Below are 23,121 nucleotides of genomic sequence, written 5' to 3'. Positions count from 1 at the left end.
AGGAACTCATGAAGTGGACCGAGAGGGGACCGAAGTGGAATCTGGCGGTGCAAGCCTGCAGCGACGCCTTTGAGGGCCGGGTGTCACCCAGGGATGTTCGTAAAGCCTTCGAGGCCGCTGCCGAGGAGGAGGGGGTGCTACGCTAAATCTAGCTAGGTCTCCATTCCGCTTTCCACCGCGTCCCACGTCTGATTACTGGTCGTTCTCAAACATTGGGAGAGAATTTATGTCTGATTTCAAAGTTGGCGATGTGGTGGAGCTAAAGTCTGGCGGTCCTAACATGACGATCAACGAGGCGCAGAGTGCCGGCGGGTTTATGTGTCAATGGTTCAACAACGACGGCGGGGCGTACAAGCTTGAGACCGTCAGGATTAAAGGTGAAATGCTCAAAGCCGTGCCGAAGTAGTCGCCGCGCCTTCCTGACAGGGGGTCCCACGTTGCCTTTGATTGTTACGAACGGAGCATTGCTTGATGGCGCTGATCTTGGAGAACGTTACCAAAGCCCAGAACCTCATGAGCAAGATCGGCCCACCCATCTGCCGATGTGGGCTTATCACGGCAGCAACTTCGCGGGCATGTGCCTAGAGTTCGATACTGCTGACCTCATGATCAGTGACTTCCATGCAGAGAAACTGCGCCCGGTGACCTATGCGCGCGCAACGCTCTGCCATCGCTCACGCTCGCCGACATGGGGGCGCAGCATCTCGAAGAGGCGGTGATTGCTCGCATCACGCGCAAGCGCGGTGAATGGGCTCACGAGAAGGAATGGCGCTTCGTTACTGGCCAAGCCGGGCCTAAGCACTTTCTCGACGATGCGCTTCGTCGCGTGTGCCTGGGTCCCCGTGTCAAACCTGAACACGCCGCGCGGGTATGCGAGGTGATGGACCGGCGACCGGTGGAGGGGGGAAATCAGGGGTTTTGAACTAGCGTTTCGCAGCATTAAGCCAGCTAGGCCGCTGGGCGAATGCGAGCGGGTCGGCATCGGCAAGTTCGATCCCGTGGAGGACCTGTTCGCGGAAGCGGAACTGAAGCAGTTTCTGACGGTGCCATTCGAGGCACTTCTTGAGGAATGCCGCCGAACCGCTTCGAGGCCGAACATGGAGGCAATGGCCGGGATTGATCTCGCCGGCAGCAACAGAAACGCCATTTACTTCTGGACGACCTATAAGCTCCGGAGCGGCCGTGAGGTCTTTCACAAGCGTTACTTCGACCGACGATTGCGCCTTGTCCTCGGGAAGGACTAAGTGGGGCCAGAAGACGGGATCGGGAGCATTGCCGTGGAAGGTTTGGACGAAGACACTCGGAAACGGCGGGAGACGCTGACTGCAGTTCAGTATGGCGGGATTTATCCCCCTCACGAAGCGTTCTACATCCAGTCGATCATCTACGCCGAGCCGGCTTTCGCCCTAATGGCCGAGCGTGGCACAGGACGCTATGTCGGGAGCGCCTTTATCACCTTGAACCGGGAGATGCGGGAACGCTTCACTTGCGGCCGAGGAGTATGAAACGTGCGGTGCCCCCCGCCGCAGCGACAGCCTTCGCTATTCCTTCTTGTCGACCAGCGCCCGTAGTGCCGAGACGTCATGCAGCAATAACCTGCTGCCGCGCTTTTCGATCAGGCCTCTCTTGGCGAGGTCGCTCATTTCGCGCGAGACCGCTTCCCTGTGCGTGCTCATCGTTGCCGCCAGCTCGGAATGCGTCGGTGCCGGGCTTATGGACACCTCGCCGTCCACGAGTGCGGCTTTCTCCGCCCGATGCAGGATCTCGACGATCAGCCGTTTTCGCACGACCAGAGTGCTGTATTCGAATACCCGCTCGGTCATGCGCCGGAGCTGGGCAGACAGATGCTCAAGCAGCACCCAGGCAAAAGTCGGGTGGGTCATCACGATATCCCGGAATGCTGTGCCGGACAGCCGTGCAGCGCGGGTTGCCTCCAGCGCGACTACGCTGGCAGAGCGTGCAATCCCGTCAATGCCTCCGAGCTCCCCGAAAATGTCACCCGGTTCGACATCGCGATACGCTATCTCCCTGCCGTCCGCTGAAACCAGTGTCACGCGAGCACGTCCTTCCAGCAGGAAGAAGACATCGCGACCAGTGTCGCCGTGGGAAATGATTAGCTCGTTGTGTCGATAGCTGCGCTCGTGCCACCGTTTGGTCAGCGCGGCCAGGTCGGCATCGCAAAGTCTTGAGATGAAGGCCAGAGAGCCTGTCACAACGGTCTCTTGTTCAATCAAGTGTACTTCACCTTACTCCCTATCCAAGGAAATTTGATGGCCGTAGGTCCCGCTTTCCGGGATGCAAACTGGGAGCGGATTTCGCCAATGTTTTCCCCGGTGTGGGAATTCCCACAGCCGAGCCTGGTTCGACTGTCATATCCTTGTTGCAACGTCAGGCCCGCCGGCTCGTGCGCAAGCCGGCGAAGGGAAAGGGAACAGTCATGAAATTCTTGGCTCCCGTCACAAAACTTGCTGCGGGGTTTCGCAAATTCGTCGCGCCGCGCTACCGCCCGGAGCTTTATTACATGCGTGGCCCGGGGCCAGCCACCGCCCGCCGTATGGGCACGCCGCGGCAAAACCAATCCATCGACCACTACGCCTAATTTGCCTCGCGGACGCCTGACGCTCTCGCCCGGAGTGCCGTTCGCGCCGTTCCGTACCGGTCAATTCAGATCAATGAAGGGAGGATCTGATCATGGTTATAATTCATGCTGCCGCCATTGGTCCATTTCGCAGGTGGTTACGCCTCCGCGCCGAGCGAAAAGCTCTCTTGTCGGCAACGGACCAGTTGAGCCGTTTACCCGATGACGTCCTTGGCGACATCGGCATCTCACGTGACGAAATCATGTGCGATTTGCGAAGCCGCGCCATCCGTCATGCGGAGGCAGGCGCGGCCGGCACGACGATCGAGCGCACCAGGATCGCTTCGGCCTCGATCCCGAAACGGTTGGCCGCCGGCAGTGGCTACGCCTCGGCCGAGATCCCCTTTGGCTGGTCCACGAGCGCGCGATCGAGCCTTACATCGAGGTTTCGACAAGCAGCGGCGCGCGGACGGGACCTTCGAACGGCACTACACCTGCGACCCCAAGGACTGGATGTTGACCGACGGGAGCTGGGGAGGATCTCAAAATGATCATGTCAGTTGTTAAGTCCCTCGCGCCTGTGACGCTCGGCACCGTGCTGATCGCAATCAGTCCGGCTTCATTGTCGGCTTCTGACGCCCAGGACCTCGCGTTCGCTCACGCTGACATGCCAATCAAACAGCTGAAAGACGTCTATTTGGATTGCGAGCGGGGAGGCCGCCGGTGCGCTGGGGACGGACGATGTGATGTACTGTTCGATGCGCGAGTTCCGACTAGGCGCGCGATAGCAGTTTGCGCATAATCAACGATGCATGGCCTTCTGCACCGTGCGACGCGGCCCTGCGATCGACCACTTCGAACCATGTTTGGACCGCGCACTTCGCCGATCAGCGCAGTAACCAACCCGCGGAGTTCCGCGAGCGACAGCCTTCAAACGAATCAGTCGGTGGTAGCGTCACGCATAGGGTGAATCACGAACGCGCTCGCCTGCAAACCCCTTCGCCCGGAAATCTGCCCCGGTTACGCGGTTCGCCAGCAGACTGAGAAGGAGCGGCTTCAGCCGATCGCCGATGCTATTTGTTATCTTTGTGCCGAATGGCAGCTTTGCGCCCCGATTTCGGCCGTTCGACTATATCGTTCGAACTCCCGAAAGCTGTCGGGGCTCCGGCCCTCTCAAACCCTCCACCGCCGTTGTCGCGCATGTGCCGCGTGCCACCTGCCGTGCTTTCAGCGAGCCGACCTTACCTCCAGTCTGGAACCTAGCAGTCGCCCAACTGGTTCAACCTTCCGCCACGGCCGGGCAGGGGAGGGCGTGCAAAACGGTAGGCGCGACCTAAGAAACGGTCGCGGTTCGAGTCGGTAGAGGGATACCGCCAATACAGTGCTGTGACCGAGTTCGTTTGCTGACGGGGCCTCTTAATCAGCGCAAATAAGTCCGACTCCGGACTCTGCAACCAGTTTCAGCATAAATCACTACTAGTCGCGATCTGACCAAAGCCCCGCCGGAAAAAAACGGCAAGGCCTTTTCCACGGCAGGTTTGGCGAAGCGCGGAAGGGCACTCGGCCGCCCACGTAACCGGCGTGCACGGTGAAGACGAGAAGGACGCTCTTCCAAGCGCGGAGTTCGAATCCTCCCTCACCGAAAACGGCGTATTCGCGGCACGTCAGCTTACGACACAAATATGCGGGGTTGATGGTTCGACCTGGTAGATGGCAGAGATCAACTTCGGCCTCGCTAAGCGAAGTCGTGGGGTTTATCCGACAGCGGAATCAGGATACGCGACGAGCACCCCGTGCCGGGTCAACCTCGCCGTCGGCAAGTACCGATCGGTGCGGAACCAAGCGGATTCACGCTTGTCGGCAGCGGACGCCGGCGGTGGCGATCAGCACCCGAGCAGGCTCCTCATTAGCAAGACAAACGTCCAGAGCGGAGGCCAATCTTGGCACGCGACTGCGCCATCCTGAACGACCGCTCTCCTCGGCTTAGTCAAACATACCTGCGGAATGATGCGCCTGGCCGGTGACAAATGAATCTCTGCTGGACCGCGGATGATATGGGGAGGCGCTCGCAAATCGCGCCCTACGCGCGGGTTGATCGGTTGATTAACATCAAAGCTTGAATATCAGAAATGCGCCAACTGTGACGGCGGTGGTCACCGTGGCTCGAGTGTCAGCAGATGTGGTAAGGTTGAGTGTCGGCGAGTGGCAGAGGTCGAGCAACAATGACTTTGAGGCGAACCAGAGCTTACGGCGCATCCGGCTTGGTTCTAGCGGTTTGCACTGTGTTTGCTTGGCAGAACGCCACTGCCGCTCAAAATTGCGACGCAGCCGCGACGCCTGGCGTCAATTGGCACGAGTGTGACAAGAAGCTTCTCATCCTAGAAGGACAGGACCTGAGCGGGGCGAACCTGTTCGGTGTTGATTTCACTTCGACCGACCTCAGGAACAGCAATCTCGTTGCCGCAAATCTTGAGAAGGCAACGCTTGTGCGTGCTTCCTTGGCCGACTCGACCGCCAAAGGCGCCCGGTTCGACAGAATCGAGGGCTACAGGACCGACTTCAGCCGTATGGACGCGCAGGGCGCTGTGTTTGCGAGCGCGGAAATGCAGCGCTCGAATTTCCAGGACGCCAATCTGACCAATGTTGATTTCACAAAGGCAGAACTGGGGCGTGCGCAGTTCCATGACGCCGATATCAGCGGCAGCCGCTTCTCGTTTGCCAATCTCGCACGGGCGGACTTCCGAGGAGCGACGTTCACCGCGCCGATAGACTTTGACCGCGCCTTTTTCTTTCTGACCCGTATCGAGGGCGTCGACCTTTCCAATTCGGTGGGTCTGTCCCAGTGGCAGATCAACATGGCTTGCGGAGACGCCCGGACCGAGTTGCCTTCTGGCTTGACGAGGCCTGAAGATTGGCCCTGTCAATTCCAGCAGGAATAGTTGTCGGCAAGCGAACCGCGGCAATGCTACGCCCGACAGGATGAAACTGAGAACCCCCTATGTCATCGTGTGCGCTATATAACTTTTGCGACAGCCGGGGGCGGATGAATGGAATCGGGCGTATTTCTCCACTACCCACGCGGTCCGAGGCGGCAGAAATGGGGCCGAGCAGACCGTCCGCTGCTAGGGTACCCAGCACGCGAGCGGACATGTGAGACCTCGGTGCGAAGATCCGGGATCAGGCCCATTGCGGACGTACGTGTTGGTTCGCCTGTTGGCGCTGAAGCGCCTTATCGTTCAGTCTCGCGGCACACATAGATCAAATGAACCGTATCGTCATCGATCAATGTGCTCGACACCAGTTGCAGCGGAGGCCTTGCTTGCCCCTGCCGAGCACGAACGGCCTCACGTGCAGGTGATATTCCTCGATCAGGCCGGACTGGAGGGCATGGTATCGAAGCGCATCGGCAGCGCCTGGCTGAACTGGATACGGATGTCCAGCGGGATGACGCCCAGGAACTCGCGGCGCTCCTCGACGGCCATCTCGCGCAGATCGTGAGCGTTGACCGTTGAGGTGCAGGCGCTGCTCGCCGGCCTTTCTGCGCGTCGGCGCCGATCCCGATATTGAGGCGCTGGAGCGAACATGCCAGTTCGTCGCCGAGAACGCCGACGAGCTGCGCAACAAGAACCTCGCCTGCTGGCGCCTTGGAGTGAAAGAAACGAACCCCCTCCCTCGCTCTTGGCCCGTAGTTCCAAGCAGGCACTTGCTGGCGGACCTATTGAACCAAAAGACCTAGCAACGAACTGAAATCGACAGGGTCCCTTCATAGCGGAATTAGTCGCGCTAGGGGCCCGTAAGTCACCGTGTCGGGCCTTGGCGCACAATGGCATGTGGATAGCTAAGTTTGACCCGCGGCAAGCGTCGCTGGATGGTCACGAGAGGGCGCCACTCGCACAGTCCTAAGCGACAGCGCACACTAGGCGCGCTGCCACCGCTATCGAGACATCGCCGTCACAGCTACCGCACCGATTTTGCAGCGTCGATGATCACGTCTGCGACCGAACGAGGTTTGGTCAACATGATCAAGTGATTGCCCTCGAGCTCGGTGATATGCGCTTTGATGGCCTTGGCCATCGAACCTTCGAACGCCGGCGGGATCGCACCGTCAGCCTTCGCAACCACGAACCAACTGGGCTTGGTCTCGGACGCCGCCCGGGTCAGCCGTTCGTCGAAGAGACGGGCCGCCGATGGCTGCTGCGTCGCCGCGAGAACCGCAACCTCCTCGGGCGTCGCGTCCTGAGCGAAATACTTGCCCAGCCCCTCCTGGGGTACGGTCAGGAAGTCGCCGCTGTCCTTCTGCAGGGGTCGACGTCCAAGGCGCCGGCGGACTTCCCGCCGTAGCGCTGGTGACTGACTGGCCCTTCGGCAGGGCGAAGGCGGCAACGTAGACCAAGGCTTTGACCTTGTCCGCCGTTCCGCCCTCGGTGATCACCATTCCGCCCCAGGAGTGGCCAACGAGGATCACATCTCCCGGCGCGGCCTCGATGGCCCGTTCAGTGGCAGCGACGTCGTCTGCAAGCGAGGTCAGTGGGTTCTGGACGGCAACGACGCGAAGTCCGGCGCTCTGCAGCAATGGAAATGACCTTGCTCCAGCTGGAGCCGTCTGGGGGGCGCTACCACATATGCATGATTTACTAGTTATTTCAGTAACTTATTCGATTTTTGGTAGCGGGAGAGGGACTTGAACCCCCGACCCCAGGATTATGATTCCCGTGCTCTAACCAACTGAGCTACCCCGCCAGGGCGGCGAAGGCCCGAAATCCAGCTTAAATCGGCAGGCATATCGGCGCGTTCGCCAAGGTCGCGCGGATATAAGGTTGCGAGGCCAAGCCTGTCAAGCATCGAAGTGGCTGCCGCGCCGGCATATTGCTGGCGCCTAAAGCTTTGCCGGGCAGACATTTGGGCGCACAGGCCGGGGTTGAGTTCAGCGAGGCACGTCGCTATGTCTCGGCCACGAAAGCCATGGTCATGAATTGATGAAACCGCGCATTGCAGTCCTCGGTTGCGGATACTGGGGCAGCAACCACATCCGCACCCTAAAGGCGCTCGGCGCGCTGCACGCGGTTTCGGACGTCAACCCCGCGCGTGCGGAGGGTTTTGCCAGCGAGCAGGATTGCCTGGCGATCGAGCCGGAGGCGCTGTTTGCCCGCGACGATGTCGACGCCATTGTCATGGCGCTGCCGCCGCAGTTCCATGCCGACATGGCGGTGCGCGCCGTGCTCGGCGGCAAGGACGTGCTGGTGGAGAAGCCGATCGCGCTGACGGTGGCCGATGCCGAGCGCTCGGTGCAGGCGGCCGCCGATAATGGCCGTGTCTTCATGGTCGGCCACGTGCTGCGCTTTCATCCCGCCTTCGAGACGCTGAAGGCGCTGATCGACAATGGCGAACTCGGCGAAGTCCGCTACATCCACTCGCATCGGCTCGGGCTCGGCAAGTTCCACACCGAAAACGACGCGTTGTGGGATCTGGCGCCGCACGATCTGTCGATGATCCTGGCCATCACCGGCACCGAACCGGTCGAGGTGCGCGGCGAAGGCGCTGCCCTTCTCGACAATCTCAGCGACTTTGCGCATCTGCATATGCGCTTTCCCAGCGGCTTGCGCGGCCATCTGTTCGCCTCGCGGCTCAACCCTTACCGCGAACGGCGGCTGACCGTGGTCGGCACCAAGGCGATGGCGGTGTTCGACGATGTCGAGCCGTGGGAGCGCAAGCTTGCCGTCTACCGCCATGCGGTGTGGCAGGACAGCGGCCAATGGGCGTTCACCGCCAACGAGCCGTCCTATGTGGCGGTCGGGGAGGGCATGCCGCTGACGCGCGAGCTGGAGCATTTCATCCACTGCATCGAGACGCGGGCCGAACCGCGCACCAGCGGTGAGGAAGCCATCCGCGTGCTGCGCATCCTGACCGCCGGCACCGTTGCCCACACCAGACCCTAAAGAGAAAACGCCGTCTATTCGGCGGGAACCCGCGCCGGCTGGACGGCAAGCCGCGTCAGCATCGCCTCGGCTTCGGCGCCGCGCTCGGAGCGCTCGATGAAGCCGCCGCCGAACACGCGCGCCTCGTTGCCGTCGTCGGAATAGAGCACGCAGGCCTGACCGGGGGCGATGCCGGACTCGCCGTCAACCAGCTCCACCGAAGTGACGCCGGCGCGGTGATGCAGCACCGCCGGGCGCGGCGGCCGCGTCGAGCGTACCTTGGCGAAAAGCTCAAGCCCGGCCGCCGGGATATCGGTCAGCGGGCCATCGCCCAGCCAGTTCATGTTGCGCAAGAAGATCTTGTGGGTCTCCAGCGCCTCGCGCGGGCCGACGACGACACGGGCCCGGTCGGCGTCGAGATGGACGACGTAGAGCGGCTCGCCGGAGGCGATGCCGATGCCGCGGCGCTGACCGACGGTGTAGCGCAAAATGCCCTCGTGGCGGCCAAGCACGCGCCCGTCTATATGGACGATATCGCCCGGATTGGCGGCAGCCGGCTTCAGCTTGGCGATGATGTCGGAATACTTGCCCTGCGGCACGAAGCAGATGTCCTGGCTGTCCTGCTTGGCCGCAACCGTCAGGCCCATCTCCTCGGCGATGGCGCGAACCTCAGGCTTCGACAGGCCGCCGAGCGGAAAACGCAGATAGTCGATCTGCGCCTGGGTGGTGGCGAACAGGAAGTAGCTCTGGTCGCGGTCGGCGTCGACCGGCCGGTAAAGCGCGCGATGGGCGCCATTGGCGCCGGAGCGGATGTAGTGGCCGGTGGCCAGCGCATCGGCGCCGAGTTCCTTGGCGGTCGCGAGAAGGTCGGCGAATTTCACCGTCTGATTGCACGAGACGCAAGGGATCGGCGTTTCGCCGGCGACATAGCTTTCGGCGAACGGGTCGATCACCGCCTTGCGGAAGCGCTCCTCGTAATCGAGCACGTAATGCGGGATGGCGAGCGTCTCGGAGACGCGGCGGGCATCGTCGATGTCCTGGCCGGCGCAGCATGAGCCGGCCCGGTGCGTTGCCGCGCCGTGGTCATAAAGCTGCAGCGTGACGCCGACGACGTCGTAGCCCTCGCGCTTCAGGAGGCCGGCAACGACCGACGAATCGACACCGCCCGACATGGCGACGACGACGCGGGTGTTTTCGGGGCGTCCGGGAAGATCGAGGCTGTTCATGGTTCTTTCGTTCTGCGCGGCGCTTCAGTGCCAATGGCCGGAATATAGGTCAAGCGTCTCGACTGCGCCAGCTTTGCCGGGCCGGTTCATTTTTCCTGCCGGGTTCAACGCGCATGCCGGCAGATGTTTCAAATGCCGATGAAAAGGCTAACGCCGCGTTCATGATCCTTACCTAACCATTAGGGTCTGCTTAGGCAAATTTTAAAGCTGTGGCGGTAATGTGGTGGGGATTGGGTCTTTGAGTTTTTTGTAGAGAGTACGATGACCGATCTAATTAGACCGCGAGTCAAATATGTTATCGGGCCAGACGGCAGCCCACTTACCATCGCCGATCTGCCGCCGACAAACACACGTCGCTGGGTTATCCGGCGCAAGGCGGAAGTGGTGGCGGCGGTGCGTGGCGGGCTTTTGAGCCTCGAAGAGGCATGCCAGCGCTACAAGCTCACCACCGAGGAATTCCTGTCCTGGCAGGCGTCGATCGACGAATACGGCCTTGCCGGCCTGCGCACCACGCGCATCCAGCAATACCGGCATTAGGCCGGTAAGGGCGCTGATCAGCGCCCTTACGTTTGCGAGGGGCGACGATCTGCAATTTCAGACCGTCAGCACCACCTTGCCGATCGGCCTGGTGGCGAGAAAGGCATGGGCGGCACCGGCCTGTTCGAGCGGAAACGCCTTTGCCACGTGGACGGCCAGCTTTTTCGCGTCGATCAATTTGCCGAGCTCCACCAGGGCGGCACGGTCGGGCACTACGGACATGCGCTCGACGCGGACGCCTCGCGTCCTGGCCTTTGCCTTGGTGGCATCGCTGACATCGAGCAGCGACACCAGAACGCCGCCAGCGGTGAGCACTTTCAGTGATTGCTCCGCATGCACGCCGCCGAACGGGTCCAGAACCAGATCGATGTCGCGGGCCTTCCCGGTGAAATCATCCCTTGTGTAGTCGATCACCTCGTCGGCGCCGAGCGAGCCGACGAAATCGAGCTTTTCCGGGCTGGCGGTCGCGACGACGTAAGCGCCGTGCGCCTTGGCGATTTGTACCGCCAGATGGCCGACGCCACCGGCTCCGGCGTGGATCAGCACGCGCTTACCAGGTTCGAGCCGGCCATGGCGAACAAGGCCTTGCCAGGCCGTCAGGCCGGCCAGCGGCAGTGCGGCGGCTTGCGCGTGATCCATGCCTTCAGGTTTCGGCGCAAGCTCATCAGCCGGGACAGCGGCGAGTTCGGCGTAGGCTGCCGCCTGTTTGGGAAAACGCGTCATGCCGAACACGGCGTCGCCGACCTTGAGGCCGGAGACGCCGGAGCCCAGCGCCTCGACAACTCCCGAGACGTCCCAGCCAAGGACAAAAGGCGGCTCGCCAAGCAGCGGATAGTGGCCGCCGCGCACCGCACCATCCACCGGATTGATGCCGGCCGCCTCGATGCGGACGAGCACTTCGCCGGCCTCGGGTGATGGCGCGGGGCGATCGGCAATGACGAGGACGTCGGGTCCGCCGAAGGAATTCTGGACAATGGCACGCATGGAAGGCTCTCCTGCTGGTTTTGATGTGCCGCTATCATTTGGATAGTTACATTCTCTTGTCTAGTATGTACCTTTTTGATATATACGCACCTCATGGATAGTGAAGATGTTTCCCCTTTCGGCTATGACGCCTTTCGGCGGTCGTGCCCGTCACACGCCGTGCTCGAGACGCTCGCCAGCAAATGGGTCTACCTGGTGATCTGTGCGCTGCGCCCGGGCCGGCTCCGCAACGGCGAATTGGCGCGCAAGCTCGAAGGCATCACGCCGAAAATGCTGACGCAGACGCTGCGTATCCTGGAACGCGACGGGCTTGTGCGGCGCGAGGTTTTCCCGGTCGTTCCGCCGCGGGTCGAATATGAGCTGACCGAACTTGGCAAGAACCTGGCAGGACTGCTCAATCAGATCAGAGCCTGGTCGGAGCAGCATGTGCCCGACATCAAAAATGCGCGCGCACGGGCGGCGGAACAGCAAGAAGATCTGGGTGCCTGAGGCGGGCACAGTTCGGTGCGCAGCAATAGCGCGCAAGCGCGACGCGCGTTAAAGTCTTGTTTTCAGCCGATCATGGCGCTGCGACCGCCGGCTTCCGTGTCGCGCGCCTTGGTGTCGCGCGATTCCAGCATCTCGGCCTTGGAAAGCTCCGCTTCGGCTTCGCTCAGCAATGATTCGGCGACATTTCGCTGCTGGGCGAGGTCGCTTTGCGAATTTCTAAGGTTGTCGCGGCGTAGACGTGCCGCCTTGGCGAAGGTCGGATAAGCAAAGTGATTGATGTCGGTGATGCCGGCCTTCTTCTCTTCGGCAGCGATCTGAAGTTCCAGCTCGACGGCCATGCGCTCGAATTCGGCGATCATCATGTCGAGCTGCAGCAGCTGCCGCCGCTTCTCGCTCACCTGAAATTGCTTCAGCCGAACGAGGTTTTCACGTGACTTCATGATTCGGTACTCCCGGAAACGCACACCTGCACATATCGTCCAATTCACCCGGCACGGCCCAGGCCTGACCCGTTTCCACCGGCTTTCCCGGAACTATGGGAAACAAACTCCTAAAGTTTTTTGCCGGCGGTAACCATTCGTTTACGGGCATTGTTAATCATACGGCTCAGGACTTAAGGGCGGGTAAAAATTCTGCTTCTCGTCGCGAAACCCGGCCAGCGAGTCCGAAGAGTCACTTAGTCTGGCTTATTAATGTGCCGCATTAACGGTTTGGGTCTGTGATTCGTTATTGGATTCAACAAGGTGTAGAAAGGGGTTAAAAAATCTGATACCGTCACGGACGGGGAATTAGGTTTTATTAACCATTCGATGGCAGCCTCTGCTCAGGGCAATCACTGCTCCGGTCCTGGACGGGTCGTGAAATGGTCCGGCAGCAGAAAAGGGGAATGAAATGCGCGTTCTGCTGATAGAAGACGACAGTGCAACCGCACAAAGCATCGAGCTGATGCTGAAATCAGAAAGTTTCAATGTCTATACGACGGACCTTGGCGAAGAGGGCGTCGATCTAGGCAAGCTTTATGATTACGACATCATTCTCCTCGATCTCAATCTCCCCGACATGTCGGGCTATGAAGTTTTGAGAACGCTTCGCCTTTCCAAGGTGAAGACGCCGATCCTCATCCTCTCCGGCATGGCCGGCATCGAGGACAAGGTGCGCGGCCTCGGCTTCGGCGCCGACGATTACATGACCAAGCCCTTCCACAAGGACGAACTGGTCGCCCGCATCCATGCCATCGTGCGGCGTTCCAAGGGCCACGCCCAGTCGGTCATCACGACGGGCGACCTGGTGGTCAATCTCGATGCCAAGACCGTTGAGGTCGGTGGCCAGCGCGTGCATCTGACCGGCAAGGAATATCAGATGCTGGAACTGCTCTCGCTGCGCAAGGGCACCACGCTGACCAAGGAAATGTTCCTCAATCATCTCTATGGCGGCATGGATGAGCCGGAGCTGAAGATCATCGACGTCTTCATCTGCAAGCTGCGCAAGAAGCTTGACGCCGCGTCTGGCGGGCAGAATTACATCGAGACCGTCTGGGGCCGCGGTTATGTGCTGCGTGAGCCCGAAGATATCCGCGTCAGCGCCTGAACTAGGGGCGTGATCCCAAGGTGGGTGCCGGGTTTTTCGGAAAAGAACCTGGCAAAACAACAAGATAGAGCCGATCCGATTTTGGTCGGAATGGAACAGCTCTGATCAGGCGGCAACCTTCAAGGCGCGGAAGCACTCGAGCAGTTGCGGCCGGTTGAACGGCTTCAGCAGGTAGCCCTGGGCGCCGGCTCGTTTTGCCCGCATGATGGCCCCGACATCGACCTCGACCAGCGAAATCAAAACCTGCGGCAATACCGGGCTTTCGATGGCGCGCACGCGGCGGATGAGGTCCTGCGCCTGCATGTCCGGCAAGGCGCCGTCGACGACGATGATATCAGGCATGTCGGCCGCGCACATCTCGATCGCCTCGTGGCCGCTGGCGGCTTCGATCACCATCATGCCGGAACCGCCCAGGATACGCCTTGCGACCTTCCTGATGACGCTCGAATTATCGACGAACATGCAGCGTTTCATTCCCGGACCCTCTTGCCGTTTGGCGAACCGGCAGCGTCGTGGCATCTGCCGGGGAACATAGGCCGATCTGGTAAAGAAGCCGAAAAGCCGTTAGGTAAAATTTTCCTGAAGGTGTTTTTAGTGAAATCTTCTTTCGCAATGCTTCACGCAATCAATCCGCAAGCGCGTCTCACAGATATTAAGACCACGCCGTAAATATGACTTGGAGAAAATACTTTCCCCGCTCTTTCGGAGAACTTCAGGCTGCGGAAAGGACGATCTCGTCGGCGGTCGCGTGGATCGAAATCGTCATGTTGGCTTCGCGGGCCAGGAGCAGCGTGTAATAGGGCTGCACCGAATGCGCGTCGATCGGCTCGTCCGGCCTGTTGCCGGAATGCAATTCCAGGAATTTGGGCGGCACGCGCAGCATCGGGCCGCTCGCCGCGAGCGCAAAGCGCGGCTCGGTCTCCAGGTTCTCCAGCGTGACCGCCAGCCTGCCGCCGCGCGGAATGGCGGCGTTGGCGACGAGGATGAGATTGAGCAGCAGCTTGACCTTGTTCTTGGGCAACAGCGCACGGGTCCCGTTCCAGACCAGTTCCGGCTTCTCGTTCTTCAGGAAGGCGATGGCCACGGCCTCGGCATCCCCGGTGTCGATCAGCATGCCGGCGGAACCGGCGGCGCCGAAGGCGATGCGGGCGAATTGCAGGCGGGCGGAAGCGTTTTTGGCGCTTTGGCGGATCAGTTTCATGGCGTCTTCGTCGGCGCCGCCCTCGTCGAGCAGCTCAAGCCCGTTGTTTATGGCGCCGACCGGCGAAATGATGTCGTGGCAGACCCGGCTGCACAAAAGCGCCGCCAGGTCGGGTGCGGAAAGGGTGAAAAGCTCGGCCATCGGCAAAAATCCCTGCAAATTTCACAACACAATGACCGGGCGGTCATGATCACGCCTGTCAACACGAATCACGCTCTCTCCCAAGCATTCTGAATACACAGCGCTTATGCGTGCAGCAACAAATCCAAAATTTTGATTGTCGAAAATGGTGTGTTCACGCAGCAGGGTGCTGCGCGGGCGATGCAAAACAGCCTTCGAACCGCCATCTTCATGTGAGAGTTTAATGGTTGAAAAAGGATTACGGCATAGTTTGCCCCTAACAGTCATCCTTAACGGCCGCCAAAGAGCCGTACGGATGCGAGGCGTCGGCGAAAGTGCTCCCTGACGGAGATTGGAAGCATGGTTTCCCGATTCTACGACCGGACTTTTTTCCGTGTCATCTCAATGACGATCGCGCTCATCGGCCTTGTCGCCTTTTCGGCATCGGCGGCGCGGGCGCAGGAATACACGGCCCAGGAGATCGTCGATTCCGGTCATAAATTCTTCGGTGCGACATCGGGCGGGCTCGCCACCGTCGTCGAGAAGATTTTCGCCACCTATGGCTTGCCGAACGGCTATCTGCTCGGCGAGGAGGGGTCCGGGGCGCTGATCGGTGGCCTGACCTATGGCGAAGGCACGCTCTACACCAAGAATGCCGGCGATCACAAAGTGTTCTGGCAAGGCCCGTCGCTCGGCTGGGATTTCGGCGGCGAGGGCTCGCGCGTCATGATGCTGGTCTACAATCTGGACGATGTGAGCAGCCTCTATAACCGTTTTGGCGGCGTCGCCGGCTCCGCCTATGTCGTCGCCGGCGTCGGTTTCAACGTGCTGAAGAACAACAATGTGCTGCTCGTGCCGATCCGTACCGGCGTCGGCGCCCGTCTCGGCGTCAATCTCGGCTACCTCAAGCTCACCCAGCGCGCGACCTGGAATCCGTTCTGACCGGCATGACGGAGCGACGGCGATTGGGCCTGTGATCCCGCGGCCCGAGCTTTGCCGCGGCATACTCTTGCCGTGGCGCCGGATTTCCGTCATGCGAAGATGGCAAAGTCGACCTTTGGCGGTTGCCATGCACAACGGATAGTCATCTTGGTCCAGTCGATCCTGTTCTTTGTTCTTGGCTTTTTCTGCGCGGGCTTTCTGGCGCTGATGATTGCTCCGGCCGTGTGGCGGCGGGCGGTGGCGCTGACGAGCAAGCGCGTCGAGGGTTCGATGCCGTTGACGCTGGCCGAGATCCAGGCGGACAAGGATCGCATTCGCGCCGAGTTCGCGGTTTCGGTGCGCCGGCTTGAAATGACCGTCAAGTCATTGCGCGAGAAGGCCGCCGAACAGCTGGTCGAGATCGGCCGCGACCGCGAAGCCCTCAAGGAATTGGCGGCCGAGCGGCAGGACAAGAACCGGGTCGTCGCCGATCTTACAACCAGGGGCGAGGAGCTTCGCAAGCGCGATGAGCAGCTGCAGCAGCTGTCGGAGCGGCTTGCGGAGACCGAACGCGCCCTCGAAAAGCGTGGGCTCGAACTGCGGAAACTGGAGCACATGTATGACGACGCCAGTTTCTCATCCAGCAGCCGGCAGATCGAGCTGGTGGCGCGCGAATCCGAGCTGCAGAAGCTGGCGAGCGACATTTCGCTGCTGCGCGGCCAGCGCAAGGAGGCGGACAGGCGCAGCCAGGAATTGGCAGCCGAAAGCAAGGCTTTGCGGGACGCGCTGAAGGCCGAGAAGAAAAGAACCGGCGACCTGGAAAAGAAAATCGAGCGGCTGCTCGCCACGCTGGCCGATCGCGAGGACAGGCTGGAGCGCCGCGAGAAGGAACTGGTGCGCCTTCGCGAAAAGCCGAAAAGCGCTGAAAGGGCGCCTGCGGGGGGTCTTGCCGGCGTGCCAGGCAGTCAGGTCAATGTGGCCGCCAACGGCGACATCGAAAAGACAACCGCCAAGCTCGACGCCGACCGCGAGCGGCTGGAGGCCAGGCTGACATCGCTGGCACGCGAGAACAGGCGGCTGAAGACAGATCTTGCTGCCGTCGAAACGTCGAAATCACGGGCCGGAGATGATGCCGGCAGCGCCAGCGCGGTATTGCGCGAAGAGATGAACGATCTGGCGGCGCAAGTCGTGGCCTTGACGGCAAAGCTCGACGGGCCGGATTCGCCGATCGCCCGGGCGCTCGCAGCGGCTGAGGATACGCGGCCGGGGAGCGGCGGACGCAGCCTTGCCGATCGGGTGCGGGCGCTGCAGAAGGCCGCTTCGACCGACTGAGATACCGCAAGCGCGAGCGCGGCGGCTCTGAAGCGCGTCGCGTTCGACCGGCCTCATCAGACGTGCTTTAAGTTATCGCAAAACCGCCGCACACTTTTGCGCAGCCTGCATCAGGCTCCGGAAAAATGATGCAGCGCGATGGCTGACGCGGCGGCGACGTTCAGGCTGTCGAAGCCTTGCGCCATACCGATCCGCAGCGTCTGCAGGCGGGCAAGCAGGCTTTCCGGCAGGCCTTCGCCCTCGGTGCCGAGATAGAGCGCCAGCCGCTCGTTTCTCTCGGCATCGCGAATGTCGATCTGCCCGCGCGGCGACAAGGCGAATTGGCTGAAACCTTGCTGGTCGAGCATTGCGGTGCAGCCGGCGGTATCGGCAAAGCAGGCGAAGGGGACCTTCAAGGCCGCACCCACCGAAACGCGGATTGCCTTGCGGTACAGCGGATCGCAGCAGGTCGGGTCGAGAAGCACGGCATCCGCGCCAAAGGCCGCGGCATTGCGGAAGATCGAGCCCATATTGTCATGATTGGCGATGCCGACCAGCACCACGATCAGCGCGCGGGCGGGCAGTGCGCCAAGCAAGGCCTCGGCGGAGATGGCCGCGCCCTTGCAGCCGATCGCCAATATGCCGCGATGCATGTGGAATCCGGCAATCCTGTCGATGATTTCGCCGGATGCGACATAGATCGGAAGCCCGGCAGGCGCCTTGCGCAAGACGTCATCGAGGCCAGCCAGCCGGTTTTCGAGTACCAGCACCGATTCTGCCTCGAAGCGCCGGGCGGCGAGCAGCGTGTCGAGCACCACCTTGCCTTCGGCGACGAAACGGCCTTGCCGGCCGGCAAGATCTCGCTCCCGGATGTCGAGGTAGGCTGCGACGCGGGGATCGTGCGGGTCGTCTATGCGGATCGGATCCATGGCTTCCTCGGCGGACCATGGCGTCGGCCACGAATCGGGATTCGGTTTCGGAAGGCATGATGCCGGATCCGAAGCTCAGACCGTATCTCAGCGTCCAAATGGATGCACGCCGTTCTAACGGTTATCCAGTCACCGGGCGCCGGGCCAGGATGGAATCTGCCCGGGCTTTGGCGACGGGGAATATTGATTCCCGCGGCACGGCTCTTCGGCAAAGCCGCTTCTGCAGAATTTCGATGGGGCGAGGGAACCGCACAGGGCCATGCCGCGTCATAGAAGCGGGCTCCTGCTGCGGTCCTGGAAGGACATCGATGATCAGGCTCCTCGTCGTCTTTGCCGCCACGCTTGCCCTTGCATGCGGCGTGGCCCGCGCCGCCAAGCTCGATCCGGCCACCGTCAATCAGGCCCAATTCACTGTCGGCGAACCGAAGGGTGTCGATCCGATGCTGCTGAAGGCGCAGATCCTTCTGGATCGCGCCCGCTTCTCGCCGGGCCTGATCGACGGTCGCCTTTCCCAGAACTTCGCCAAGGCCGTCGCCGCGTTTCAGGCGGCAAACGGACTTCCGCCCGATGGCAAGCTCAGTCCACAGACCTGGAGCAAACTCATCGCAACCTCCGCCAAGCCGGTGCTGGCGACCTATGAGGTGATGCGCAAGGATGTGCGTGGACCGTTCACCCGGCGTATTCCCGCCCGCTTGGAGAGGATGGCCCGCTTGCGGCGGCTCGGCTACCGCAATGCGGTGGAGAGGTTGGCCGAGCGCTTCCATATCAGCGAACAATTGCTGAGAATGCTCAATCCGGGCACCAGCCTCAGGAAGCCCGGCAGGACCTTGGTGGTGCCGGATGTCGACAGGGGCGACCCTCCCGCCGGCGTCGCTACCATCGAGGTCGACAAGGGCGCTCGCCTGGTGCGGGTGCTCGACCGTGCCGGCAAATGGCTGGCGGTCTACCCCGCCTCGATTGGGAGCGAGGAGAAGCCGGCGCCAAGCGGCATGGCAGAGGTCAGGCGCGTGGTGCACAACCCTACCTATCACTACGATCCGGACTTCGCTTTCAAGGGGGTCAAGACCAAGCGGCCCTTCACCGTCGCTGCCGGGCCGAACAATCCCGTGGGATCGGTCTGGATCGACCTTTCCATCGAAAGCTACGGCATCCACGGCACGCCCGAACCCGGCAAGATCGGCACGACCTTTTCGCATGGCTGCATCCGGTTGACCAATTGGGATGCCGAAGACCTTGCCTCGATGGTGCAGCCGGGCACGAAGGTCGAGTTCAAGGAGGAGATTGCGCAGGCCGCCGACGAGCGTGTTCAGTAGCAAGGCTGACTTGGCAACAAGGCGGATTTGGCAGCAAGGCGGATTTGGCGGCAAGCGGATTTGGCGGGGTGTTCTCCGCCTCGGCCGCTCAAGTCCCGGCGCGACGCAGCCGGTGAGCCATCTGCGACAGTTCACCTTCGCCAAAAATGCCGTCCAGCATATGCAGCAATTCGCGCACCGCCCCGGATTTGCAGGAATAATAGATCATTTGCCGATCGCGGCGGGTCTCGACAAGGTCGGAAGCCCTGAGCTTGGCCAGATGCTGTGACAGGGCGGATTGGCTGAGCGACACCTTCTCGGCTATGGCGCCGACCGACATCTCGCCCTCGGCCAGATAGCTCATGATCAACAAACGTTTTTCGTTGCCCATCAGCGTCAGAAACGCAGCCGCGGTTCCGGCGTTGGCGACTAGTTTGTTCGAGACCATAGATCCCCCATGCCTTCTTGCTCATCCGCCGCTATGGGGGCAATAGCGTCGGATTCCATAGACTTTCCCTATAGATGCACGCCAGCGATTCAGCGTCACTCGCAAAGGTAGAACATTTCGCTCAAATCTCAAGGCTTGCTTTCCATGCAAGCCGATTAACTGCCCGGCTGTGATTAATTTGCCGATCGGGCGGCCTTTGCCATATCGACCAGGACAGGCCTGAGGTCGCGTGCCGCTGCCAGCGGCTCGGGGAAGAAAACCCGACAGACATTGTCGCCGGATACGAGATCCATCCCGTCGGCGTCGAACCCGGTGACGATCCAGCCGTCGCCCCCGGCCCCGCCGAAATAACTTGCGTAGAGGGCAATCGCATCGAGATGGTCGGCGTTCATATGGTCGAGTGCCGATTGCTCGCCGACGGCAAGCTCTTCGACGATCGCTCCCGTCGCGACCAGATCGGTGCGGTCGAGCAGATAGGCCTTGCCGAAGCCGCCGTTCAGGCTGGCGCGCTCCGGTTCGACCCGAAAGATCGAGAAGTCGCCGAGTCCGGCATAGAGCTTCGCCTTGGGATTGTGGTTGAGGTAGCGCCGCTCGGCGCGGGCGTGTTCGTTCGATCCGCGTTCGAGCCGGACGGCGCGGCAGACGAGCGTCAGTCGCGGATGCGCCAGCGGATCGCCCTTGCCGGGTTCGCCGACGAGCAACGAGCAGCGCGGGTCGGCAAGGATAGCGCCGGTGTGGGCGGACAGCATCGAGACCAGGATCAATGGCGTACCGTCGATGTCGGTGGCGACGCCGACCCGGCTGGCCAGCGGCGAACCGGTCCCTGGTTCGAGCACCGCCAGCGCGCCGAAACGGGCGCTGCGGATCAGCGTCTTTGCCAGCCTGATCGCCTCGGCGTCGGTCGCGCGGATCACGTCTTTCCTGGGTTCGTCCAAAGCACCACCGTCGCTTTTATTTCGGCGCCATGCGGATGGCGCCATCGAGGCGAATGGTCTCGCCATTGAGCATCTGGTTCTCGACGATGTGCAAGACAAGTGCCGCGTATTCCGAAGGCTCGCCCAAACGGGAAGGGAAGGGTACTGCGGCGCCGAGCGAATCCTGCACCTCCTGCGGCATGCCGGCCATCATCGGCGTCCTGAAGATGCCGGGCGCGATGGTGCAGACGCGAATGCCAAAGCGGGCGAGATCGCGCGCCACCGGCAGCGTCATGCCGACGACGCCAGCCTTGGACGCGGAATAGGCCGCCTGGCCGATCTGGCCGTCATAGGCCGCGACCGATGCGGTGTTGACGATCACGCCGCGCTCGCCGCCCTGTAGCGGTTCGAGCCTCGCGGTCCGGTCGGCGACCAGGCGGATCATGTTGAAGGTGCCGATCAGATTGACCTCGATCACCTTGCGGTATTGATCGAGTGGGTGCGCTCCATCCTTGCCGATCGTCTTCAAGCCGATGGCGATGCCGGCGCAATTGACCAGAATGCGCGGCTCGCCGAGCGTCTCACCCACTCCCGCGACAGCAGCGGCACCGCTCTCCGCGTTGCTCACATCACATTGGACGGCGATGCCGCCGATGTCGGCCGCCACCTTGGCCGCCCGGTCAATGCCGAGATCGAGGACGGCAACCCTGGCGCCACGGACGGCAAGAGCGCGCGCCGTCGCCTCGCCAAGGCCAGAGCCGCCGCCGGTGACGATCGCAATCTGGCCGTTCGGGTTCATCTTGACGTTCGCCTCCCTGCCCAGACTAATGCTGCGAAGCCACCGTGCAACAGCGCCGGCACGGTCACGCCATCGCGGCGATGTGCTCGGCAATCCTTGCCTGGTCGGCGTGGCAAACCTCGCCCACCAGCCTTGCCACCGCGCCCGGCATGATCTCGTGCGCCAAAAGCCGATCGGGATCGACCGGACGCGGCATCGAGATCTGCCCGCGCGGCAGCCTCTTGAAGCCGAGCGGGCCGTAATAGGGTTCGTCGCCGACCAGCATCACGGCCGGCGCGCCGGCCTTGGCGGCGGCTTCCAGCGCGATTGCCACCAGCTTGCGGCCAATGCCGAGATTTTTGAAGGCCGGCCGCACGGCGAGCGGCCCGAGCATCAGCGCGCGGCCGGCACCGGCGGCGATACGCGTCATCCGTACCGAGGCGACGACGATTGCGCCGTCGACGGCCACGAATGACAAAGCGCGTTCGTGCGAGCCAGCTTGGCGGATCTTGTAGGCGGCAAGCACGAAACGGCCCGGCCCGAAAGCCTCGTTGTTGATGGCTTCGATTTCAGGATCATGCGCCGGAGTTTCCGGCAGGTATTTCACGTCGGCAAGGCTCATGGTCTTTGCGTTCCGGTATACGAGGAAAGGTTTGCTGCAAGCGGCAGCGTTCGCCAGTCAGCGCTTCATCAAGCGCGGGCGCTCTTTCGTCGTCGGTCGAACCGGATCACGGCAAAGTCAAACATGTGGATGTCCGCTACCACCAATTTTCAGCCGCCGCAATCGGCCGGCGCAGCCGACACGCACTCGACGCAGCCGTTGACGATCTGTTCAGCGTCGAGGATTTCCGCGGGGCCGCTTGCTGCCCTACATCGGGTAGGAACGCGAAAGGATATTTCATGGGATTGCTAGTCGAAGGCCAATGGCAGGACCGCTGGTACGATACCGGGGAGAGCGGCGGGAAATTCGTGCGCGCGCAGTCACAGTGGCGCGACTGGGTGACCCGCGACGGCGCGCCGGCCGAAGGACGAAAACGCGGCTTCAAGGCCGAGCCCGGCCGCTATCACCTCTATGTCTCGCTCGCCTGCCCGTGGGCGCATCGGACGCTGATCTTTCGCGTGCTCAAGAAACTCGAGGACGTGATTTCCATCTCGGTCGTCCATCATTTCATGGGCGCCGACGGCTGGACGTTCCTGGCCGAGGACGGCGCCACCGGCGACACGCTCTACGGCCTCGATTTCCTGCACCAGATCTACACCAGGGCCGATCCCGGCTATTCGGGCCGCGTCACCGTTCCCGTGCTGTGGGACAAACGCGAGCAGACCATCGTTTCGAACGAATCCTCCGAGATTATCCGCATGCTCAATTCGGCGTTCGACGAATGGGGCGATGCCAAGCTCGATTTCTATCCGGAACCGTTGCGCGGCGAGATCGATGCGGTCAATGCGCTGGTCTATCCCGCGGTCAACAATGGCGTCTACCGTGCCGGCTTCGCCACCACGCAGACAGCCTACGAGGAGGCGTTCGGCGAATTGTTCTCGGCGCTCGAGACGCTGGAGGACCGCCTGTCAAAGCAGCGCTATCTCGTTGGCGGCCGCATCACAGAGGCGGACTGGCGGCTGTTCACGACACTGGTCCGCTTCGACCCGGTCTATGTTGGCCATTTCAAATGCAATCTGCGCCGCATCGCCGACTATCCGAACCTGTCGAATTATCTGCGCGACCTCTACCAGGTGCCGGGCGTTGCCGGCACGGTGAATTTGCACCACATCAAAGCGCATTATTACGGCAGCCACGAGACGATCAACCCGACGCGCATCGTGCCGGTCGGGCCAGAGCTCGACTATGGCGCGCCGCATGACCGCGACAGGTTCAGGAAGGCTGCCTGAT

The 23,121-nt window shown here is 61.7% G+C and carries 26 protein-coding genes, 1 tRNA gene and 1 pseudogene; 14 read left to right on the top strand and 14 right to left on the bottom strand.

What is annotated here, in order from left to right; all coding sequences use genetic code 11:
* Nucleotides 1-8 precede the first annotated feature (8 nt).
* On the top strand, nucleotides 9-146 hold the full coding sequence (locus NKJ17_RS27090) for a DUF982 domain-containing protein (protein ID WP_352690914.1): 138 nt from the start codon (nucleotides 9-11) through the stop codon (nucleotides 144-146).
* A gap of 80 nt (nucleotides 147-226) precedes the next feature.
* The gene (locus NKJ17_RS27085; protein ID WP_352478420.1) at nucleotides 227-406 is read left to right on the top strand and encodes a YodC family protein; all 180 of its coding nucleotides are present in this window, start codon (nucleotides 227-229) and stop codon (nucleotides 404-406) included.
* A 517-nt stretch (nucleotides 407-923) separates the two neighbouring features.
* Here the strand turns inward: NKJ17_RS27085 and NKJ17_RS27080 are convergent.
* A complete protein-coding gene (locus tag NKJ17_RS27080; protein WP_352478423.1) occupies nucleotides 924-1,196 on the bottom strand; it encodes a hypothetical protein in 273 nt (90 codons plus the stop codon).
* Nucleotides 1,197-1,277: 81 nt separating this feature from the next.
* On the opposite strand from NKJ17_RS27080, the gene NKJ17_RS27075 reads away from it, so the two are divergent.
* On the top strand, nucleotides 1,278-1,505 hold the full coding sequence (locus NKJ17_RS27075) for a hypothetical protein (protein WP_352506240.1): 228 nt from the start codon (nucleotides 1,278-1,280) through the stop codon (nucleotides 1,503-1,505).
* A gap of 36 nt (nucleotides 1,506-1,541) precedes the next feature.
* On the opposite strand, the gene NKJ17_RS27070 is transcribed toward NKJ17_RS27075, so the two are convergent.
* The gene (locus tag NKJ17_RS27070) at nucleotides 1,542-2,213 is read right to left on the bottom strand and encodes a Crp/Fnr family transcriptional regulator (RefSeq protein ID WP_352478425.1); all 672 of its coding nucleotides are present in this window, start codon (nucleotides 2,211-2,213) and stop codon (nucleotides 1,542-1,544) included.
* Between the two features lie 224 nt (nucleotides 2,214-2,437).
* Between NKJ17_RS27070 and NKJ17_RS27065 the strand changes: the two genes are divergently transcribed.
* The 3 genes and pseudogenes from NKJ17_RS27065 to NKJ17_RS34135 form a co-directional block, all read left to right on the top strand.
* Nucleotides 2,438-2,599: a hypothetical protein gene (locus tag NKJ17_RS27065; RefSeq protein WP_167522729.1), complete on the top strand. Its 162-nt coding sequence runs from the start codon at nucleotides 2,438-2,440 to the stop codon at nucleotides 2,597-2,599.
* 2,201 nt (nucleotides 2,600-4,800) lie between these two features.
* Nucleotides 4,801-5,517 carry a pentapeptide repeat-containing protein gene (locus NKJ17_RS27060; protein ID WP_352690909.1) on the top strand — a complete coding sequence of 239 codons (717 nt, stop codon included), beginning with the start codon at nucleotides 4,801-4,803 and terminating at the stop codon, nucleotides 5,515-5,517.
* Between the two features lie 577 nt (nucleotides 5,518-6,094).
* Nucleotides 6,095-6,218 (top strand): annotated as a pseudogene (locus tag NKJ17_RS34135) (DUF4326 domain-containing protein); the annotation flags it as partial.
* Nucleotides 6,219-6,683: 465 nt separating this feature from the next.
* Here the strand turns inward: NKJ17_RS34135 and NKJ17_RS34130 are convergent.
* Both NKJ17_RS34130 and NKJ17_RS27045 read right to left on the bottom strand, forming a co-directional pair.
* Complete coding sequence (locus NKJ17_RS34130) at nucleotides 6,684-7,151, bottom strand: alpha/beta fold hydrolase (protein ID WP_352737699.1); 468 nt, start codon at nucleotides 7,149-7,151, stop codon at nucleotides 6,684-6,686.
* A 90-nt stretch (nucleotides 7,152-7,241) separates the two neighbouring features.
* A tRNA-Met gene (locus NKJ17_RS27045) sits at nucleotides 7,242-7,318 on the bottom strand.
* 236 nt (nucleotides 7,319-7,554) lie between these two features.
* Here NKJ17_RS27045 and NKJ17_RS27040 point away from each other — a divergent pair.
* Nucleotides 7,555-8,514, top strand: coding sequence for a Gfo/Idh/MocA family protein (locus tag NKJ17_RS27040; RefSeq protein WP_254819113.1), 960 nt, complete (start codon nucleotides 7,555-7,557; stop codon nucleotides 8,512-8,514).
* A 14-nt stretch (nucleotides 8,515-8,528) separates the two neighbouring features.
* Here the strand turns inward: NKJ17_RS27040 and mnmA are convergent, their stop codons facing one another.
* The gene (gene mnmA / locus NKJ17_RS27035) at nucleotides 8,529-9,719 is read right to left on the bottom strand and encodes a tRNA 2-thiouridine(34) synthase MnmA (protein WP_352690905.1); all 1,191 of its coding nucleotides are present in this window, start codon (nucleotides 9,717-9,719) and stop codon (nucleotides 8,529-8,531) included.
* A gap of 261 nt (nucleotides 9,720-9,980) precedes the next feature.
* On the opposite strand from mnmA, the gene sciP reads away from it, so the two are divergent.
* Nucleotides 9,981-10,256: a CtrA inhibitor SciP gene (gene sciP, locus NKJ17_RS27030; protein WP_023679563.1), complete on the top strand. Its 276-nt coding sequence runs from the start codon at nucleotides 9,981-9,983 to the stop codon at nucleotides 10,254-10,256.
* Between the two features lie 57 nt (nucleotides 10,257-10,313).
* On the opposite strand, the gene NKJ17_RS27025 is transcribed toward sciP, so the two are convergent.
* The gene (locus NKJ17_RS27025; protein ID WP_352690903.1) at nucleotides 10,314-11,240 is read right to left on the bottom strand and encodes an NADP-dependent oxidoreductase; all 927 of its coding nucleotides are present in this window, start codon (nucleotides 11,238-11,240) and stop codon (nucleotides 10,314-10,316) included.
* 93 nt (nucleotides 11,241-11,333) lie between these two features.
* On the opposite strand from NKJ17_RS27025, the gene NKJ17_RS27020 reads away from it, so the two are divergent.
* Nucleotides 11,334-11,729: a winged helix-turn-helix transcriptional regulator gene (locus NKJ17_RS27020; protein WP_352508998.1), complete on the top strand. Its 396-nt coding sequence runs from the start codon at nucleotides 11,334-11,336 to the stop codon at nucleotides 11,727-11,729.
* Between the two features lie 62 nt (nucleotides 11,730-11,791).
* On the opposite strand, the gene NKJ17_RS27015 is transcribed toward NKJ17_RS27020, so the two are convergent.
* Nucleotides 11,792-12,169 carry a flagellar export protein FliJ gene (locus tag NKJ17_RS27015; protein WP_023719275.1) on the bottom strand — a complete coding sequence of 126 codons (378 nt, stop codon included), beginning with the start codon at nucleotides 12,167-12,169 and terminating at the stop codon, nucleotides 11,792-11,794.
* A gap of 451 nt (nucleotides 12,170-12,620) precedes the next feature.
* On the opposite strand from NKJ17_RS27015, the gene ctrA reads away from it, so the two are divergent.
* Nucleotides 12,621-13,316 carry a response regulator transcription factor CtrA gene (gene ctrA, locus NKJ17_RS27010; RefSeq protein ID WP_006203583.1) on the top strand — a complete coding sequence of 232 codons (696 nt, stop codon included), beginning with the start codon at nucleotides 12,621-12,623 and terminating at the stop codon, nucleotides 13,314-13,316.
* A 105-nt stretch (nucleotides 13,317-13,421) separates the two neighbouring features.
* Here ctrA and NKJ17_RS27005 read toward each other — a convergent pair whose 3' ends face one another.
* On the bottom strand, nucleotides 13,422-13,790 hold the full coding sequence (locus NKJ17_RS27005) for a response regulator (RefSeq protein WP_254819118.1): 369 nt from the start codon (nucleotides 13,788-13,790) through the stop codon (nucleotides 13,422-13,424).
* Nucleotides 13,791-14,028: 238 nt separating this feature from the next.
* On the bottom strand, nucleotides 14,029-14,658 hold the full coding sequence (gene chpT, locus NKJ17_RS27000; protein WP_254819119.1) for a histidine phosphotransferase ChpT: 630 nt from the start codon (nucleotides 14,656-14,658) through the stop codon (nucleotides 14,029-14,031).
* A gap of 339 nt (nucleotides 14,659-14,997) precedes the next feature.
* On the opposite strand from chpT, the gene NKJ17_RS26995 reads away from it, so the two are divergent.
* Complete coding sequence (locus tag NKJ17_RS26995) at nucleotides 14,998-15,579, top strand: DUF1134 domain-containing protein (protein ID WP_023679557.1); 582 nt, start codon at nucleotides 14,998-15,000, stop codon at nucleotides 15,577-15,579.
* 147 nt (nucleotides 15,580-15,726) lie between these two features.
* Nucleotides 15,727-16,890, top strand: a complete 1,164-nt coding sequence (locus tag NKJ17_RS26990; protein ID WP_352508997.1) for a coiled-coil domain-containing protein — start codon at nucleotides 15,727-15,729, stop codon at nucleotides 16,888-16,890.
* 110 nt (nucleotides 16,891-17,000) lie between these two features.
* Here NKJ17_RS26990 and NKJ17_RS26985 read toward each other — a convergent pair whose 3' ends face one another.
* A complete protein-coding gene (locus tag NKJ17_RS26985) occupies nucleotides 17,001-17,798 on the bottom strand; it encodes a TrmH family RNA methyltransferase (RefSeq protein WP_352508996.1) in 798 nt (265 codons plus the stop codon).
* Nucleotides 17,799-18,106: 308 nt separating this feature from the next.
* Between NKJ17_RS26985 and NKJ17_RS26980 the strand changes: the two genes are divergently transcribed.
* The gene (locus tag NKJ17_RS26980) at nucleotides 18,107-19,111 is read left to right on the top strand and encodes a L,D-transpeptidase (protein WP_352508995.1); all 1,005 of its coding nucleotides are present in this window, start codon (nucleotides 18,107-18,109) and stop codon (nucleotides 19,109-19,111) included.
* Nucleotides 19,112-19,199: 88 nt separating this feature from the next.
* On the opposite strand, the gene NKJ17_RS26975 is transcribed toward NKJ17_RS26980, so the two are convergent.
* The 4 genes from NKJ17_RS26975 to NKJ17_RS26960 all read right to left on the bottom strand — a co-directional run bounded on the left by NKJ17_RS26975 (nucleotide 19,200) and on the right by NKJ17_RS26960 (nucleotide 21,852).
* Nucleotides 19,200-19,538 carry an ArsR/SmtB family transcription factor gene (locus tag NKJ17_RS26975; protein WP_254819124.1) on the bottom strand — a complete coding sequence of 113 codons (339 nt, stop codon included), beginning with the start codon at nucleotides 19,536-19,538 and terminating at the stop codon, nucleotides 19,200-19,202.
* Between the two features lie 173 nt (nucleotides 19,539-19,711).
* On the bottom strand, nucleotides 19,712-20,518 hold the full coding sequence (locus NKJ17_RS26970) for a HugZ family pyridoxamine 5'-phosphate oxidase (RefSeq protein WP_352509001.1): 807 nt from the start codon (nucleotides 20,516-20,518) through the stop codon (nucleotides 19,712-19,714).
* Nucleotides 20,490-21,251: a 3-hydroxyacyl-CoA dehydrogenase gene (locus NKJ17_RS26965; protein ID WP_352508994.1), complete on the bottom strand. Its 762-nt coding sequence runs from the start codon at nucleotides 21,249-21,251 to the stop codon at nucleotides 20,490-20,492. The genes NKJ17_RS26970 and NKJ17_RS26965 overlap by 29 nt, the downstream gene beginning before the upstream one ends.
* 64 nt (nucleotides 21,252-21,315) lie before the next feature.
* Entirely contained in the window at nucleotides 21,316-21,852 is a 537-nt protein-coding gene (locus NKJ17_RS26960; RefSeq protein ID WP_254819127.1) for a GNAT family N-acetyltransferase, read from the bottom strand.
* Between the two features lie 278 nt (nucleotides 21,853-22,130).
* Here NKJ17_RS26960 and NKJ17_RS26955 point away from each other — a divergent pair, with 278 nt between their 5' ends.
* Complete coding sequence (locus NKJ17_RS26955; RefSeq protein ID WP_352508993.1) at nucleotides 22,131-23,120, top strand: glutathione S-transferase family protein; 990 nt, start codon at nucleotides 22,131-22,133, stop codon at nucleotides 23,118-23,120.
* Nucleotide 23,121 lies beyond the last annotated feature (1 nt).

The sequence above is a fragment of the Mesorhizobium sp. M0208 genome, from assembly GCF_040322015.1.
GTDB lineage: Bacteria > Pseudomonadota > Alphaproteobacteria > Rhizobiales > Rhizobiaceae > Mesorhizobium.
This window is presented reverse-complemented; position numbering and strand designations above follow the sequence as displayed.

Coding starts and splice junctions, on each gene's coding strand:
- NKJ17_RS27090 (WP_352690914.1), top strand. CDS start 9: ATGAAGTGGACCGAGAGGGGACCGAAGTGGAATCTGGCGGTGCAAGCC.
- NKJ17_RS27085 (WP_352478420.1), top strand. CDS start 227: ATGTCTGATTTCAAAGTTGGCGATGTGGTGGAGCTAAAGTCTGGCGGT.
- NKJ17_RS27065 (WP_167522729.1), top strand. CDS start 2,438: ATGAAATTCTTGGCTCCCGTCACAAAACTTGCTGCGGGGTTTCGCAAA.
- NKJ17_RS27060 (WP_352690909.1), top strand. CDS start 4,801: ATGACTTTGAGGCGAACCAGAGCTTACGGCGCATCCGGCTTGGTTCTA.
- NKJ17_RS27040 (WP_254819113.1), top strand. CDS start 7,555: ATGAAACCGCGCATTGCAGTCCTCGGTTGCGGATACTGGGGCAGCAAC.
- mnmA (WP_352690905.1), bottom strand. CDS start 9,719: ATGAACAGCCTCGATCTTCCCGGACGCCCCGAAAACACCCGCGTCGTC.
- sciP (WP_023679563.1), top strand. CDS start 9,981: ATGACCGATCTAATTAGACCGCGAGTCAAATATGTTATCGGGCCAGAC.
- NKJ17_RS27025 (WP_352690903.1), bottom strand. CDS start 11,240: ATGCGTGCCATTGTCCAGAATTCCTTCGGCGGACCCGACGTCCTCGTC.
- NKJ17_RS27020 (WP_352508998.1), top strand. CDS start 11,334: ATGGATAGTGAAGATGTTTCCCCTTTCGGCTATGACGCCTTTCGGCGG.
- NKJ17_RS27015 (WP_023719275.1), bottom strand. CDS start 12,169: ATGAAGTCACGTGAAAACCTCGTTCGGCTGAAGCAATTTCAGGTGAGC.
- ctrA (WP_006203583.1), top strand. CDS start 12,621: ATGCGCGTTCTGCTGATAGAAGACGACAGTGCAACCGCACAAAGCATC.
- NKJ17_RS27005 (WP_254819118.1), bottom strand. CDS start 13,790: ATGAAACGCTGCATGTTCGTCGATAATTCGAGCGTCATCAGGAAGGTC.
- chpT (WP_254819119.1), bottom strand. CDS start 14,658: ATGGCCGAGCTTTTCACCCTTTCCGCACCCGACCTGGCGGCGCTTTTG.
- NKJ17_RS26995 (WP_023679557.1), top strand. CDS start 14,998: ATGGTTTCCCGATTCTACGACCGGACTTTTTTCCGTGTCATCTCAATG.
- NKJ17_RS26985 (WP_352508996.1), bottom strand. CDS start 17,798: ATGGATCCGATCCGCATAGACGACCCGCACGATCCCCGCGTCGCAGCC.
- NKJ17_RS26980 (WP_352508995.1), top strand. CDS start 18,107: ATGATCAGGCTCCTCGTCGTCTTTGCCGCCACGCTTGCCCTTGCATGC.
- NKJ17_RS26975 (WP_254819124.1), bottom strand. CDS start 19,538: ATGGTCTCGAACAAACTAGTCGCCAACGCCGGAACCGCGGCTGCGTTT.
- NKJ17_RS26970 (WP_352509001.1), bottom strand. CDS start 20,518: ATGGCGCCATCCGCATGGCGCCGAAATAAAAGCGACGGTGGTGCTTTG.
- NKJ17_RS26965 (WP_352508994.1), bottom strand. CDS start 21,251: ATGAACCCGAACGGCCAGATTGCGATCGTCACCGGCGGCGGCTCTGGC.
- NKJ17_RS26960 (WP_254819127.1), bottom strand. CDS start 21,852: ATGAGCCTTGCCGACGTGAAATACCTGCCGGAAACTCCGGCGCATGAT.
- NKJ17_RS26955 (WP_352508993.1), top strand. CDS start 22,131: ATGGGATTGCTAGTCGAAGGCCAATGGCAGGACCGCTGGTACGATACC.